The following is a 16864-nucleotide window of genomic DNA, read 5'->3' on the forward strand; positions in this document are numbered from 1 at the left end:
TATATCAATCTTCGGGGAAGCGTCGATATTAGACATTAGAAATGAATAGGCGGAAATTCACCAAGTATGGCAGGACAACGCACGGTTTTCTTCGACTTTCCCGGAGCCCTTGGTGCGCTTACGTCTCAGTATAAGCGCGCCTTGATAATCGGTTTCAGAAGATAGCTCAGCAGGGTGCGCTTGCCCGTCTGGATGTCAACCTGTGCCACCATGCCCGGGCGGATCGGCAAGGTTATACCGTTGCGCTCCAGATAAGCCTTCTCGGTGCGAATCAGCACCTCGTAGAAGGCTTCCTTACCCCGTGGCGTTTCCTCTTCGATGGTGTCTTCACTGATTTGTTCTACTTCACCTTGGAGGTCACCATAGATGGTGTAGTCATAAGCTGTAATTTTCACGCTGGCAGGCATGCCGGGTGCCACAAAGGCGACATCCTGAGGCCTCACCTTGGCCTCAATCAGCAACTGCCCCTCAATAGGTGTGATTTCCATGATCAGCTCACCGGGCCGAATCACCCCACCCTCGGTATTGATCAGAATGTCATTAACTCTGCCTCGCACCGGGGAGTATATGTTCGTACGTTCAAGCTTATCTCGCCTCTGCATCAACTTCTGTTCAAGGGAGCTCACCTCCGCCTGTTTGGCGGACAGTTCGGTGTAGGCATCCTGCACATAAGTGTTGCGCAGCTCTGCCAGCCGTCCGGCCAGGCCGGCAATGGTCTGGCCCAGTTTCAGAGACTCCATTTCGCTGACAGAACGTCGCTCGACCAACGGTTCTACCAGTTCCAGCTGTCGGCGCGCCAGACTCATTTCCTTGTTGATTGATCGCTCCGCCTCACGCATCCGCTCACGCCGGGCATGAAATAACGCTCGTTCTGACTGGACCAGTTCGCCTTCAGGATCCAGTGTTTCGGGAAAATCAATGTCACTCTTCTCCAGCACCTCGGCTTTCAATCGTGCAATGGATGCGCGCAATACGGCGATCTGACTGGCGATCTCGAGGTAGGCGCTCCGGAACTGCGTATCGTCGAGGCGCACCAGGAGCTGCCCCCGCTCCACACGATCACCGCGGCGTACCATAAGCTCGGCCAGAATACCGCCATCCAGGCTCTGAATAGTCTGCATGCGGCTAAGAGGCACGACCTGCCCCTCACCACGAGTGACTTCGTCAACCTCCGCCCAGGCCGACCAACCAATGAACACCGCAATGACCAATAGACTGAACCAAAGTATCGGATGGCTGGCCCGATAGTGACGGCTAACCTTTGTATCACCCAGTTCATTCAGAATGCGCAGTGTTTGAGTATCCCGACTAGCCATCCTGGCCCTCACTCTTCTCCACGGCATCCCGCTTAGGTGCTCGCACCAGATTGCCATCAACCACCGCCCCCACCGGGCCATCCATCACTACCCGGCCATCCCGCAGCACCACAGCACGACCCACCAATGACAGCAGTGCCCGTTTGTGTGTCGACACCACCAGAGTTCGTCCCTCCAGCCAATGCTGCAGGTAATCAATAATCTGCTTTTCGTTGGCCTGGTCGAAGGCGGATGTTGGCTCATCCATCAGTACGATACGGGGATCCTGAAGCAACAGGCGCGCCAGCCCGATTGCCTGACGCTGACCACCTGAGACACTACCACTGCCCTGAATGGGTAGATCCAGGCCCAGCGGATGACGGCGCACGAAAGGCCCCAGGCCCACAGCTTCCAGTTCAGTATGCAGAGTCGCATCATCATGGGCGGCGTTGTCCAGAAGGAGATTCTCACGCAGGGTGCCATAGAACAATCCGACATCCTGAGGCAGGTATCCGATCGCTCGTCGGCGATCTGCCGGCTCTATCTGACCCAGATTGACGTCGTCCAGAACCACACGCCCACCATCCGGATCGGTCAGCCCGGCCATCAGGCGCAGTAGCGATGATTTACCAGCCCCGTTTCCGCCCAGCAGAGCCACACGATCGCCGGCATGCACCTCCAACGATGAAATGGCCAACGCCGCTGGAGCCTCTTCCTCATAGCGCAAGGTTACGTCTTCCAGTTGATAGTGGCCCTTCAGCGAAGGCTTGTGTGCGAAGGCGCGTCCCGCCGGACGCTCTACCGGCGCGTTCATCAGCTCATCGAGCCCCTCCATGGCCACTTTGACGTGCTGCCACCGCGTGAGAATGCCGGCCACCTGAGCCATTGGTGCAACCGTACGCGAAGCCAGAATGGTGCACGCAATCAACGCACCGATGGTCATCTCGCCAGCACCAATCTGGTATACACCGACCATGACCACGCCGATGTAACAAAGCTGCTGCACCATGATGGCACCGTAGCCAAGCATCGATGAAAGCCGGCGCACCCGAACGCCTACCTCAGCGAGATCCGCTGAGAGGTGCTCCCAAAGCCGGAGATTGCGCCCCTCAGCCCTGGTCGCTTTGACCGTCTCCAGGTTTTCTATAGACTCCAGCAGCACGCCCTGACGTACGGCGCCCTCGCTCAGATTCTGTCGGGAAAGCTTGGCCAGATGCCCTTGAGCCAAGAGCCCCGGCAACACCATCAGTATCACGGCAACCAGCGGCACCCAGACCAACGGCCCACCGATGTAGGCAATAACGCCGAGGAACAGAACGACAAAAGGCATGTCGCTAATCGCTCCAACCGTCGAGGAGGTAAAGAACTCACGGACTCCCTCAAACTCACGGATCTGGGAACTGAAGGCGCCGGTGGAGCCAGGTTTAGCGGCCAACTTGAGTTGCATCACCCGGTCGAACAACAGCCCCGAGAGCTGAAGGTCCAACCCCTTACCGGTTACATCCAGCAGGTGGGCGCGCAGACTGCGCAACATGAACTCCATCACCACCGCCAACGCCACACCACTAGCCAGGATCCATAACGTATCGTAAGCGGAGGTAGGCACGACCCGGTCATAGACCTGCATGGCGAAGATCGCCGTTGATATGGCCAACACATTTGCCATCAGCGCCGCCACGCCTACCTCAACCCAGGTGCGCCAACGCCGTTTTAACGGCTCCTTAAGCCAATGCTCGTCCTGTGCTCGGGCGAAATCGCCCGCTCGCTGGTCGGGCCTATAGGCCTTCCGCGCGACAATGGCGCTGCCAGCGTAATAGTGCGCCAAAGAGTCCCGGGTTACCTTTTCTTGGCCACCGCCGCTCTCAGGCACCAGGATCACCGCGTCGTCTTCCTGCCACTCCACTAACAGCGCCGTACTGCCGTCACGCTGAATCAACAAAGCTGGCAGAAGGCGAGAATCCATCTGTTCGAAAGGCAACGCCAAAGCCCGCCCCTCGACCCCAACCCGATGCAGCGCCCGCGAGACGAGCGCCAATGGCAGCCGCCCCTCTTCAAGCGCCAGGCCATCACCCAGTTCAGCCACCGTGGCCGTCACACCGAGCTGCCGACAAAGCACCACCAATCCCTCCCTCAAGGGGTCTTCCGGACGCTGCACCTGTTCCTGCTTCCTTGTCATAGCGCTTCGTTTCCGTCATCGACCTTTGAGCTCAATACCTCATCCAATCGGCCCAGCCGAGAAGCGACGCGATATTGAAGACGGACCTTCTGGCTCTCGACTTCATGGATCTGTCGTTCGGTATCAAACATGTCTCGCTGAATAGGGAGCAAATCTTCAATGTCCCGAAGCCCAGCCTCGAACTGTTCGTGATATGCCTCAGCAACCTCTTCAGCGCGACGAAGCTGCACCTCAAGAGATTCAAGTCGCCAGCCAAGGACCTCGTGTTGCTCGAACCAGGCGGTAAGTTCCCGACGCAGTTCCCGGCGTGTCGCCCTTTGTTCCCACCTCGCGGCCTCAACCTGACGGCCTGCCGACTCCACGCGACGAAAATTGGAGAGTCCTTGAAACGTATCTATGCGCAAACGCAGGGCGATCACCGCGTCCTCTTCCATACGGCCACCAATCTCGCGACGCATCAATGAGCCTTCCAGGTTGAGACGGGGCTTCAGCGCTGCACGGGACTCATCACGCCGGGCGATTGCCTCATCAACTTCTTCGCGGACCCGCCGGTACTCCGGCGCCTCGGCCACGGCTTTATCCAGCTCTCCGGAGCGCCGCAAATGGCCAATGATGGCTTTCGGATCAGGTTGAGAAAGATCTTCGGCGGCATAGCCGACAAGCTCGCGAAACTGCGATTTGGCGTCTGCCAGCGCCCCCCTTTCAACAGCCAGTTGTTCCCGAGCACGGGCCAGTTCCAGCTCCGCCCGCCCCGCCTCGGACCGACCTACGTAACCCAGTTCGCTACGATCATGGCTGAGCTCCGCGAGTTGCCCCAGCCGCGTTATATGACGTTTCACTGCTTCTGCTCGTGACTCGTAGAGCAGCACATCCAGGTAAACCTCAATGATGTCCAGAGCTGCCTCGGCACTCGCAATCTTGAGAGCCTCCAGCTTCTGGCGCTCCACCGCTGACGCGCCCTCTACCTGGGAGTTAACCTCTCCCCAGTCGTATAGCGTCTGGCGTGCAGTAACTTCGTAACCGATTTCACCCCACAAGCTATTCTCTGGACCGGCGCTGGCCTGTACCGTCGGCCAGTACCCATCAACAGCGATATCAAGGTTTATACCGGCTGCTTCAACTTCGGCACGGGCTGCGGCAACGGAAGGGTGGTTAAGCATTCCTCGGTATACCGCCTCTTCCAGACTTATGGCCTCCGAGGGTAATGGCGTCACCAGCCCGATGAAGGCCACGCCTACGAGCAACGAGCAAAAGCTCCGTCCGGGCGTCAAGAAACCTCCACGTTAATACCATCCTGCACCAATAGAGTGGCGTCATTGAGCGAATACTCGGAGTAAGTCACACCACCACGCACGACCGAAGCACCCTCAACCCAACTCTCACTGCCGATATTCAGGGTGTCCTGCTCGTCGCCCTGAACGATCAGTGTGTTGTCTTCGTCCGTCAGTTCGATAAGCTCAGCGCTATCAAGCGTCAGGGTACTGGAGCCGTCACTCTGGCCCAGATCAATCTGCTCTATTCCCGAAACAGGCCCCGTACCGGGATCGGTCATGTCCAGATTGATCCCCCCATCAAGCATCAGCTCATCGAAGCCGTCGCCCCCATCAACTGCCGCAAACTGATCACTGGTCGCCCAGATAAAGTCATCACCGTTACCTCCATTAAAGGTGTCCTGGCCGGATCCATCTATCAGGGTGTCGCTGCCATCGCCACCATTCAGCGTGTCATTACCTGAACCTCCCCGAATAAGGTCGTTCCCGCCCCCGCCATAGAGATCGTCACTTCCGTCGTAGCCATACAGGCGCTCGCCTTCTCCTGAGCCAATAAGCGTATCGTTACCGTCGCCACCCTCGATGATTTCGTCGGCGCCCAGAAGCGTTTTGAGAACATCGACCGAGGTCAACTGGCCAAGCGAGGCAGAGTCGGTGAGGCCGTCGGCATTGGTGGCCGTGATGCTAGTGGCAGCCAGCAAGTCTGCTTGCACATCGATATCAAGCCCCAGAAGGGACTGGCCATTCTCGAAACGTACGGTGGCCAGGAGTTCATTGATTGCGAAGTTGTCGATGTCGCCATCATCGGCCGCCGTGATGGTCAGCACGGACGAGGGAGCGACCAAGCCCAGCAAGCCTGGATCGTTCTCCACACGAAACTGCAGTCCAAGCTCATCGGCCAGTTGCGATGATGCCGTCAAACTCTGCTCGTCAAGGTTGACGCTGAGTATTGGTTGATAGGCCACTTCGACGGAGCGAAGCTTGCCCCCCGCATCCACCGCAGTGAAATCCTGATTATTGAGGTTAAACAGACCAAGCGCTTCCACGCCAACGACGCCCAGCAACGCGGAGGTGTCGACCTGAACAACAGGAGCAGGCTGGCCTGGCGATGGCGCCGGTGGTGTACCACCAGTGCTGTCAAACTCCACCTGGGTATCAGCCGTGTCGCCATCGTTGTCCGAAACACCCGCGGTAACCGTGGTCGTCCCTCCTACCAGGTCAGTATCAGCCGTGGCTTCGTCCACAAGCAGGTTACCCTGGTTGAGCAGAGCGGCAATCACGTCCTGATCGGTAGCAGCGCCCTCTATCAGATCAACGCCTTCCACCACGATTTCCTGATCAACCTCTGCAGCATTAAAGCCCCCGAGAAACCCTCCGGTGCTGCTAATAGAGATCGTGGTATTCGTACCATCAAAAGCGAAATGCAGATAATTCGCCAGGTTGCCAGGATTCGAGCCAATCCGACCTTCGCCCTGCAACAAACCCGTTAAGTCGAGTATGTCGCCATCGGCGGCCACCGATACGAAGTTGAAGTCGGCCACGGTATCTACCACTGGCGTACCAGCTACCCCTTGATGACCGTCTTCCCAGCGGAGCACGTCACGACCAGAGCCGCCCGTCAGGGTATCGGCGCCGGCGCCACCGATCAGAATATCGTTGCCGTCGCCCCCATCGAGCGTGTCGTCGCCAGCGCCGGCACGCAGGATGTCCGAGCCACCAAGACCGTTGAGACTGTCATTCCCAGCGTAGCCATAAGAACGATCTGAGCCCTCGGTACCAGTCAGAGAGTTATTTCCACCATCCCCTTCGAACAGATAATCGGGCGAGTTATCGTTCAGCAGATTGAGTGCCAACAGATCGCTACTGCTCTCACTCACCGTGTTATTTTGGGAATCAGTCGCTTCGATAGAGAGCGTCGGCGCTACGCCCACGCTAAGAACCGGACTTGTGAAATAAACGGATCCCAGATACTCGTTGAGCTGCTGGTTATCGAGGGCGCCTCCGTCCGCGGCTGAAATTGTCATAGACGCGGTCAGCCCCAACAATGCGCCAAGATCGTCGGTTTCTATGGAGAAGCCGAACTCGTCAGCCAGATCCTCCGCCCCCCGAAAACCTGAGGGCCCCAAATTAACGCTGAGAACGGTAAAGCTAAGGGTAACTGACTCAATGTCATTGTTTTCATCGGTTGCAGCAAAAGCTTGTTGCTCGCTGAAATTGATCAGATTCAATGCATCTGCGCCAACCAATCCCAGGAGGCTATTCGAATCGCCCAAAGACACCTCTGGGCCGACCATTTGTTCAACCGGCAACTGAGAAACGCCTGTGTGCGTGTACTCATAGCTACCATCAAACATATTGACCACCAACGACTCACCTTTAACGGTTTGGACCGTGAGTTCTCCAGTGGTGGTGTTGTAGTCCTCCGAAGAAAACGTCAGGACACTATCAGTGGTCCCACTCGCCGACACCGAATTGGTTGCCGAGTCGAGTTCAAAGGTATAGCCATCAACCGTTACCGAGGAAATATGCCCACCATCGGCGCCAAACGACTCGACAAATGAACCGTTCTCCGTCGTTGGTGCAGAAGTGATATTGAATAACACCGGGTCTGCCGCCACCGGCATGTCATCCTCGACATTCACGGCCAGCGCGCCCTCGTTACTGGTATTGCCAGCGGCATCGGTCATACTGACGCCGAAGTTCAATGTCAGGACATCTTCAACACTGTCACCGGGGTGGTCCAGCGGCGCCTCCAGCGTAAAACTGTATGCGCCCGCCGTTGTTAGCGTCAGGGTAGCAACGGTACCAGCACTGACAGTTGAACCCGTCAACGTATAGGTGTCTCCCGAGAACGCGCCCTGCCAGGACACGGCCTCCCCGCCGGAGGTAACCGGTGGAGGCTCGATAACCGTGACCTCGGAGATGCTGGTGTCCTCCGTGATAGACAACGTGCCGCCCACGGTCGCGGAGTTCCCTGTGTCATCAGGCGTACCGGTATTATCCGGCTCGCCACCCGGCAGGCCCTCTTCCGAAACAGCACTAAGGGCATCGCCAACAACCGGAGCCGTGGTGTCCACATTCACCCCGATAAGGCTGCCGTTACCACTGGTGTTGCCCGGCGCATCCGTCTGGCGCGCCAGCACATCTCCTTCGGCATACTGACCCGCCGGGAGTTCAAAGCCATTGCCTGTGCCCTCGCTCCAGGTCGCCCCTCCGTCGAGGGAATACGACCAAGTGGCTCCAGGTTCCAGGCCGCTGACCGTGACCGTACCATCGCTGGTCACACCATCGCCGTCTGTGCCTGTGTCGTTCGCCAGCGACAGTGTCGGCGCATTTGGGGCCACCGTGTCCACCGTCAGGTCGAACGTGGTACTGACTGGCGATTCATTCCCTGCCGCATCCGTCGCTGTGGCCGTGAAGTTGTGGCCACCTTCAGCCAGGGTCGGTGTTTCAAAGCTCCAGTTACCCCCGGTATCCGTCACTGTCGTACCGATCGCGTTACCGTCCTGGAACACTGTCACCGTACTACCTGCCTCGGCAGTACCACTCAAGATCGGAGTGATCTCATCGGTGCTCGATCCGGTCGGTAGATCACCCGTCACACTGCCGGTATCGTCAGTGGCGGAATCAATCGTTGGAGCATCCGGGGGATCCACATCCAGCGTGAACGTAATCTCATTGCTATCCGATGAGGCGTTACCCGCCACGTCCGTAATCTCCGCCACCGCATTCGACAGCCCTTCGGCAAACGGGCCCGTCAGGTCCAGGCCAACGTCGCCGGCGGCCAGGTCTGCGCCCGTTACAAGATGTTCGAACGTGTGCTCAACCCCGTTACCATCGGTCAGGGTTACCCTGACGGTGTCCCCTTCCTCGGTTCCCACCGTCAGGCTGACCACCGCCTGAATGCCATCGCTCATCTCATCGTTGCCGATGAAGCCGTTGTCCGCTTCAGGGATCAGCAGCGTGGGCGCATCCGTGCCGTCCGCGCCTCCGGGGCTGGTGTTGTCCACGGTCACCCCAATCAGGCTGCCCTCATCACTGGTGTTGCCCGACTCGTCGGTCTGGCGCGCCAGTACCTCCCCTTCGGCGTACTCGCCCGCCGGCAGCTCAAAGCCATTGCCGGCACCTTCGTTCCAGGTGGCCCCGCCATCGGTGGAGTACGACCAGGAGGCTCCGGGTTCCAGGCCACCGACCGTGACGGTACCGTCGATGGTCACGCCATCGCCGTCGGTGCCGGTGTCGTTCGCCAACGCCAGCGTCGGTGCATTCGGCGCTACCGTGTCCACGGTCATCGTAACCGGGTCGCTGGTATTACCGGCTTCATCGGTGGCCGTCACGCTCACATCGGTGCCATCGGCCAATGGCGCATCGGGCGTCACCGACCAGCGGCCATCCACATCGGCTTCGAGGGTGTAATCCGCCGTGCCGTCTCCATCCGTGTCAATGCTCACCGTGCTGCCCGGCTCCGCTGTACCGGTCAGGTCACCATCCCCCGCCGGGTCAACGGTGACCGACGGCGGCGTGGTATCAATCGTCAGCGTACCGCTGACGCTACCAACGTTGCCCGACGCACCCGTGGCGGTTACCTCAACGGTGTAATCGCCCTCAGCCAGGGACGGCAACTGATCATCCGCCAGGGTCCAGGTGCCATCGCCATTGTTGGTGGCGTTGTAGTCGTTACCGTCCACCGTCACGGTGACGTCGGCGGCCGCATCGTCCACCGTTCCGCTCAACGCCGGGGTCGTGTCGTTCGTGGACAGCCTGTCGAAGGTCACCGCCGGCACGGAGGTATCCACGGTGAGGGTGCCGGTGTTCGACCCTTCGTTACCCGCCGGATCAACCGCGGTTACGGTGACGGTGTAATCCCCCGCACCCAACGCTGGCAATGTGTCGTCGGCCAGGGTCCAGGTACCATCACCGTTATTGGTGGCGCTGTAGTCATTACCATTCACGGTCACGGTGACGTCGGCACTGGCGTCATCCACCGTGCCGGTCAGTGCCGGTGTGGTGTCGTTGGTGGTTCGGGGGTTCACGCCCACGGTCGGAGCCGTCTGATCCAGCGTGGTGGTGCTGGCCACTGAGCCACTGTTGCCAGCCTCGTCCGTCACCGTCATGGTCACGGTGAGTTCACCATCGGCCAGACCGCTCAGGTCCTGGCCTGTCACGCTGACGTTGCCGCTGCCGTCGACGCTGATCGCGCTCGCAGGGACCGTCACGATGCCTGAGACACCGTCGGTGATCTCGATACTGTCAACGGTGGCGCCCGCTTCCACCTGGCCGTTCAGACTGACGGCGCTCGCGTCGGCGGCACCCAACACGTCATCACCACCATCATCGAAGGCGATGCTGTTAGCGCCGGCCTCCGGAACCGTCGTATCCAGCGTGAACGTGACCTCGTTGGTGGCCAGCGAGGCATTGCCCGCCTCGTCGGTAATCTCCGCCACGGCATTCGACAGCCCTTCGGCAAACGGGCCCGTCAGGTCCAGGCCAACGTCGCCGGCGGCCAGGTCTGCGCCTGTTACGAGATGTTCGAACGTGTGCTCAACCCCGTTACCATCGGTCAGGGTTACCCTGACGGTGTCCCCTTCCTCGGTTCCCACCGTCAGGCTGACCACCGCCTGGATGCCATCGCCCAACTCATCGTTGCCGATGAAGCCGTTGTCCGCTTCGGGGATCAGCAGCGTGGGCGCATCCGTGCCGTCCGCACCACCGGGGCTGGTGTTGTCCACGGTCACCCCAATCAGGCTGCCGTCATCACTGGTGTTGCCCGACTCGTCGGTCTGGCGCGCCAGTACCTCCCCTTCGGCGTACTCGCCCGCCGGCAGCTCAAAGCCATTGCCGGCACCTTCGTTCCAGGTGGCCCCGCCATCGGTGGAGTACGACCAGGAGGCTCCGGGTTCCAGGCCACCGACCGTGACGGTACCGTCGATGGTCACGCCATCGCCGTCGGTGCCGGTGTCGTTCGCCAACGCCAGCGTCGGTGCATTCGGCGCTACCGTGTCCACGGTCATCGTAACCGGGTCGCTGGTATTACCGGCTTCATCGGTGGCCGTCACGCTCACATCGGTGCCATCGGCCAATGGCGCATCGGGCGTCACCGACCAGCGGCCATCCACATCGGCTTCGAGGGTGTAATCCGCCGTGCCGTCTCCATCCGTGTCAATGCTCACCGTGCTGCCCGGCTCCGCTGTACCGGTCAGGTCACCATCCCCCGCCGGGTCAACGGTGACCGACGGCGGCGTGGTATCAATCGTCAGCGTACCGCTGACGCTACCAACGTTGCCCGACGCACCCGTGGCGGTTACCTCAACGGTGTAATCGCCCTCAGCCAGGGACGGCAACTGATCATCCGCCAGGGTCCAGGTGCCATCGCCATTGTTGGTGGCGTTGTAGTCGTTACCGTCCACCGTCACGGTGACGTCGGCGGCCGCATCGTCCACCGTTCCGCTCAACGCCGGGGTCGTGTCGTTCGTGGACAGCCTGTCGAAGGTCACCGCCGGCACGGAGGTATCCACGGTGAGGGTGCCGGTGTTCGACCCTTCGTTACCCGCCGGATCAACCGCGGTTACGGTGACGGTGTAATCCCCCGCACCCAACGCTGGCAATGTGTCGTCGGCCAGGGTCCAGGTACCATCACCGTTATTGGTGGCGCTGTAGTCATTACCATTCACGGTCACGGTGACGTCGGCACTGGCGTCATCCACCGTGCCGGTCAGTGCCGGTGTGGTGTCGTTGGTGGTTCGGGGGTTCACGCCCACGGTCGGAGCCGTCTGATCCAGCGTGGTGGTGCTGGCCACTGAGCCACTGTTGCCAGCCTCGTCCGTCACCGTCATGGTCACGGTGAGTTCACCATCGGCCAGACCGCTCAGGTCCTGGCCTGTCACGCTGACGTTGCCGCTGCCGTCGACGCTGATCGCGCTCGCAGGGACCGTCACGATGCCTGAGACACCGTCGGTGATCTCGATACTGTCAACGGTGGCGCCCGCTTCCACCTGGCCGTTCAGACTGACGGCGCTCGCGTCGGCGGCACCCAACACGTCATCACCACCATCATCGAAGGCGATGCTGTTAGCGCCGGCCTCCGGAACCGTCGTATCCAGCGTGAACGTGACCTCGTTGGTGGCCAGCGAGGCATTGCCCGCCTCGTCGGTAATCTCCGCCACGGCATTCGACAGCCCTTCGGCAAACGGGCCCGTCAGGTCCAGGCCAACGTCGCCGGCGGCCAGGTCTGCGCCTGTTACGAGATGTTCGAACGTGTGCTCAACCCCGTTACCATCGGTCAGGGTTACCCTGACGGTGTCCCCTTCCTCGGTTCCCACCGTCAGGCTGACCACCGCCTGGATGCCATCGCCCAACTCATCGTTGCCGATGAAGCCGTTGTCCGCTTCGGGGATCAGCAGCGTGGGCGCATCCGTGCCGTCCGCACCACCGGGGCTGGTGTTGTCCACGGTCACCCCAATCAGGCTGCCGTCATCACTGGTGTTGCCCGACTCGTCGGTCTGGCGCGCCAGTACCTCCCCTTCGGCGTACTCGCCCGCCGGCAGCTCAAAGCCATTGCCGGCACCTTCGTTCCAGGTGGCCCCGCCATCGGTGGAGTACGACCAGGAGGCTCCGGGTTCCAGGCCACCGACCGTGACGGTACCGTCGATGGTCACGCCATCGCCGTCGGTGCCGGTGTCGTTCGCCAACGCCAGCGTCGGTGCATTCGGAGCCACTGTGTCTACGGTCAGTTCGAACGTGCTACTGACAGGCGATTCGTTCCCTGCCACATCAGTGGCCATGGCGGTGAAGTTGTGGCCACCTTCCGCCAGGGCCGGTGTTTCGAAACTCCAGTTCCCCCCACTATCCGTCACCGTTGTACCGATCGCATTACCATCCAGGAACACTGTCACCGTACTGCCCGCTTCGGCAGTACCGCTCAAGATCGGCGTGGTCTCATCGGTGCTCGATCCGGCCGGTAGATCGCCCGTCACACTACCGGTATCGTCAGTGGCCGTATCAATCGTCGGGATATGCGGAGCGGTGGCAGTGGTCGGGGCAGACACGTTGCCCGCCCCATCGGTACTGGTGACTTCAACACTCTCACCATTGGTCAACGGTTCATCCAGGCTGATTAGGTATTGACCATTATCGTCAACGGTGGCGCTGCCCAGTTCGTTACCGCTGCCATCGGTGACGGTCACTACGCTGCCCGGTTCGGCCGTGCCGCTAACTTCATTGCCAGCGTCGTTGAAGTCGACGCTCGGGCTATCCGGAGCTGTCATGTCAGGCGCAGTCACTGTGGCCCGGTAGTATTCGTTGCCGGCCTCATCGGTCGCAGTAACCACCATCACTTCGCCGTTGGTTAGCGGCTCGTCCAAGTCGATACTGTAACTCCCGTCATCACCGACAGTAGCCCGGCCCAGCTCGATACCACTGGTGGCATAGGCGACGATTACGGTGCTACCCGGTTCAGCAACGCCTCTAACCTGGTCACCAGTATCGCTAACGCTGGCCCGGGATACGTCAGGAGGAACGTCATCTCCTGCGGAGTCACCCGATGAGGATCCACCAGATGATCCAACAGCCACTGCACCGGCCACCGCGGCAGCTCCGCCAATCCCCGCTAGCAGCCACCAGCCGGACCCATCTCCCGCACCCGCACTCGCAACTTCATCAACGGTTATCTCGGCAAAGGAAAACTCAGACCAGGGCGAATCGTACTGCCCCCACCAAAAAATACCGCTGGAGTCTTTGAGAACCAATTCGTTTCTCTGGTCGTCACCCGGAGCGAAAAACCCCTCGATGACAATCGACTCTCCCGACGTGAGGGTGACCAGCAAATCGTCTGCCACCGTGTCAATGGACGCAATTTCCTCGGGGCCAACCGAAAGCGTTATTACGCTGTTAGTCGGATTATCCAACGCATCGAGCTCTACTTCTGAGCTCTGACCAGTTTCCTTGTTGGTTACCATCACTGTTGTCAGGTCACGCATATTCCCCCCGGAACAAACCCGCAAAAAGCTCAATTAATCGCTTCGTAGCACCTTCTATTCCTCACGATGTTCATAAAGATCTGTCGCCGACTTGCCGTTCAAAAACTTCAATATCTACTCGACGATTCGGTTGAAGACATTGTTTCAGTTCTTCCACTTGATCGGTCTGACAGACCACAACAGGCTCCATCTCGCCTCGCCCCTCAGCGATCATTTCGCTATTACTCAGGCCAGATTTCGCCAACTGACGGCGCACCGCCTCAGCCCGGCGTTGAGAGAGGTCCATGTTGGAGTCGAATGAGCCTAGCCGGTCCGTGTGTCCAATCAACGTGACCATCGGGTTCTGATAGGCGGCCTGCAGGTTTTCGGCGACTTCTCGCAAACGGTCCTTGCCCTGGGAGGTCAGTTCCGACTCGCCGAAACCAAAGAGAATATCTGCGGAGAGAGTTACTACCTGTACCTTCGGTTCAGGCTTCGCCTCCGCCGGTGGCGGGACGGTCAATGTCTGAGCCAGGTTCTCACACGTGTGTCGGCGCCAGTGAGTCGACTCGACTGTTCCATCAGGCCTGAAAACGATTTTGTATTGGCAGACCAGTTCACTGTCACCGCCTGCGATGGGAAAGTTGACGTTATAGTGCCAGTGGGAAAGGTTGCCATGGGAGGTACGGTCAGCAGGCGGCCCCAACAACGCCTCGACTTGACTGCCAGACATTTCAGAGGAAATATTTCCAAGATCCAGGATGCTATAATCACGCCCAAGGCGTAGCGGCGTCGCCCCTAGCTCGGTAGGCTGGACAATTTCGTCGGGGAAAGGTGATTCTGCGGAATTCGCTGAAAACGAGAGTATCGCTACAAGGCCGACGACTAAGTTCGGAACAGACAAAAATCTGGTGGGGCTCATCCATGCCTCCTTACTGTTTTGCTTCTCTCATTAAGAAGCAAAGCAACAACTCATAAATCAATTACTTTCCACTGACCTCCATGAAAAGAGTCATGAAGCGGAATAATCACTATCATCAAGTTGAAAGTCGATTCACTACAATTAAGCTAGCAGGTAAACACGATTTCTACCAAATCAGCGTTTACGTCCAAGCAAACAAACAGCGAGGTTCAACTCAGTCTGTTATCCAAGCGGCAATGCCTGTCCCTAAACCTCCTGGCAAATTCTCTCGCAACCCAGTATCAACTCTTCCGCCAGCCCATTAATATAGTGCTACTTTTGCGTCTGGACGATAATAAGGCCTTTTAAACCATGGATTTCCAGGTCCCCAACACCCTCGCCGAGCAGATTGCCAACTATCTGGCCGAGCGCATTATGACCGGGCAGATAAAACCCGGAGAGCGTTTGCAGGAGGCAACGACCGCCACGGAACTGAAGGTAAGCCGGGCATCTGTGAAAGAGGCCCTATATACCCTGGAACGCTGGCACCTGATCGAGATCACCCCGCGCAAGGGTGCGTCGGCCACCAAGCTGGATGCGGTGCATGCCTCAGAACTCTATGACGTGTACATGCACCTGTTAATCATGCTGGCGCGGCGTTTGTGTGAGCGTTGGCGGGAAGAGGACAAAACCACGTTGTTGTCAGCGGTTGGGCACGTCACTGGCCAGATGCAGCGCAAGGACGCCAATATCACGGCCATTGTGGAAGCGAGCTTTGAAGTAATGGGCGTCTGCTGCCAAGTCGTCGGCAATCCCTACCTCACGGAGGCTCTGACCAACTTCAAGCCCGCTGTCAGCCGGGCTTACTATCTGAGTGCAGACCGATACCGGCAGGATCTGGACCGTACCGGCCGTTTCTTTACCAATCTGACGAATGCCATCCTGGCGCGGGACGCCGGTGAATCCGAGGCACTGGTCGCGGAATTCGGCGCCCATCAAAAGGCGCTGATCCAGCAGGCGTTGGCCCCTTCGGCCTGACCGAGTCTGTGACTCAACTCACAGACACCCTTACCTATCCCACCTATCGTAACAGTCTGTAACAAACTCCTAAGTCCGCTGCGCTGGTCAGGTTGTCCCCTGCGGCTACACAACGACTGAGACCGGTCTGAAGCCGGCATAACAACAACGATCCGGGGCCACCATGACACGTCGAAACGCCCGCAAGCGCCTGAAACCGTTCAGACCTGCCCTGCGCAGGTTCTTTACCCTGAGCCTGACCGCCAGTCTATCATTGCCGGTGATGGCCGACTTCCGCCCACTGGACGACAGTACCCTGGGCAACGTCACTGGCCAGACTGGCGTCACCATCGAGATGGAAACCAGGATTGAGATGGACCGACTGAGCTGGACGGATGAAGGCTCGCTGAACGTCAATGGCATTCGCCTGTCCGGTCAGAACGATACAGTGCTGGACAACCTCAAGCTGACGCTGGACATTGCCGGCCAGGATGAGGTGCTTGAATACGGCTTCTCCGAGATTGCCCGCCGCGCCGACGCCGGCCTTCTGGATGTCTCCAATCCGGATGTGGCCGATGCCCTCGCCCGCTATGCCGTGGGTGGTGGTTACGGCAAACAGTTCGATAGCGGTGACCTGGTGATTCACCTGGGTGCCACAGATTACGGCGACCCGACCAGCCTGGACGATTACCTGCAGGCCGTGGATTTCGAGCTGGCCGTAGACAGTGTTGAAGCAACCGGCTCCGGCGGCACTGCCAGCCTGTTCTCCAATATCATGCTGCAGGGTTATATCGGCCCCACCGATCTGGTGATCCGCAACCAGGGTAACAATACCCGTACGCTGGCCAACGGTAACGTGGTGTCTGGCTCGGAACTGCAGCTCGACACCCACTTTGAAATCACCAACGGTAATCTCAACTGGGATGCCGCCGACGTCATTCTAATATTCAACTTTGCCGCCGTTGGCATCGAAGGGCTGCAGATCCACAACCGCCGGGGCGACGATACCCTGGGTCACTTCGGGATGGCCAGTGCCACCGCGAAGCTGTCCAGGGGCACCAGCGCGGCGTCTGGAAAGGAAGGCCTTTCCATCCATGAGGTAGACTTCCGGGCCGATATTGATATGCCAGTGTTCAAAGTCGGTGGCACCAGTATCGGCTCCGTACAGTTCACGGATTTTGCCATTAAAAACACCACTATGATGGTGTATGGCCACTAGCAAGACACTGGACAAGCCCCCCGCCCCCAAC

Annotated in this window: 7 protein-coding genes; 2 read left to right on the forward strand and 5 right to left on the reverse strand. The window is 59.2% G+C overall.

The genetic code is table 11. The annotated features are described in order from the left end of the window. Nucleotides 1-125: 125 nt before the first annotated feature. From ACTRWH_RS13060 to ACTRWH_RS13080, 5 genes are all read right to left on the reverse strand, one after another. The gene (locus ACTRWH_RS13060; RefSeq protein WP_462826483.1) at nt 126-1316 is read right to left on the reverse strand and encodes a beta-barrel domain-containing protein; all 1191 of its coding nucleotides are present in this window, start codon (nt 1314-1316) and stop codon (nt 126-128) included. Then, nucleotides 1309-3471 (reverse strand): type I secretion system permease/ATPase, encoded by a 2163-nt coding sequence (locus ACTRWH_RS13065; RefSeq protein WP_085679368.1) that lies wholly within the window; start codon nt 3469-3471, stop codon nt 1309-1311. The genes ACTRWH_RS13060 and ACTRWH_RS13065 overlap by 8 nt, the downstream gene beginning before the upstream one ends. Continuing rightward, nucleotides 3468-4742: a TolC family protein gene (locus ACTRWH_RS13070; protein ID WP_198324906.1), complete on the reverse strand. Its 1275-nt coding sequence runs from the start codon at nt 4740-4742 to the stop codon at nt 3468-3470. Before ACTRWH_RS13070 ends, ACTRWH_RS13065 begins: the two co-directional genes overlap by 4 nt. Beyond that, the gene (locus ACTRWH_RS13075) at nt 4739-13717 is read right to left on the reverse strand and encodes an Ig-like domain-containing protein (RefSeq protein ID WP_462826484.1); all 8979 of its coding nucleotides are present in this window, start codon (nt 13715-13717) and stop codon (nt 4739-4741) included. Before ACTRWH_RS13075 ends, ACTRWH_RS13070 begins: the two co-directional genes overlap by 4 nt. A 70-nt stretch (nt 13718-13787) precedes the next feature. Then, entirely contained in the window at nt 13788-14618 is an 831-nt protein-coding gene (locus ACTRWH_RS13080; protein ID WP_462826485.1) for an OmpA family protein, read from the reverse strand. 351 nt (nt 14619-14969) lie between these two features. On the opposite strand from ACTRWH_RS13080, the gene ACTRWH_RS13085 reads away from it, so the two are divergent. Together ACTRWH_RS13085 and ACTRWH_RS13090 are read left to right on the forward strand one after the other, a co-directional pair. Then, nucleotides 14970-15635, forward strand: coding sequence for a GntR family transcriptional regulator (locus tag ACTRWH_RS13085; protein ID WP_462826486.1), 666 nt, complete (start codon nt 14970-14972; stop codon nt 15633-15635). A gap of 163 nt (nt 15636-15798) precedes the next feature. Further along, entirely contained in the window at nt 15799-16833 is a 1035-nt protein-coding gene (locus ACTRWH_RS13090) for a DUF6160 family protein (RefSeq protein ID WP_227665086.1), read from the forward strand. Nucleotides 16834-16864 lie beyond the last annotated feature (31 nt).

The sequence above is a fragment of the Marinobacter sp. G5_S1_61_S3 genome (assembly GCF_054968585.1).

Coding starts and splice junctions, on each gene's coding strand:
- ACTRWH_RS13060 (WP_462826483.1), bottom strand. CDS start 1,316: ATGGCTAGTCGGGATACTCAAACACTGCGCATTCTGAATGAACTGGGT.
- ACTRWH_RS13065 (WP_085679368.1), bottom strand. CDS start 3,471: ATGACAAGGAAGCAGGAACAGGTGCAGCGTCCGGAAGACCCCTTGAGG.
- ACTRWH_RS13075 (WP_462826484.1), bottom strand. CDS start 13,717: ATGCGTGACCTGACAACAGTGATGGTAACCAACAAGGAAACTGGTCAG.
- ACTRWH_RS13080 (WP_462826485.1), bottom strand. CDS start 14,618: ATGAGCCCCACCAGATTTTTGTCTGTTCCGAACTTAGTCGTCGGCCTT.
- ACTRWH_RS13085 (WP_462826486.1), top strand. CDS start 14,970: ATGGATTTCCAGGTCCCCAACACCCTCGCCGAGCAGATTGCCAACTAT.
- ACTRWH_RS13090 (WP_227665086.1), top strand. CDS start 15,799: ATGACACGTCGAAACGCCCGCAAGCGCCTGAAACCGTTCAGACCTGCC.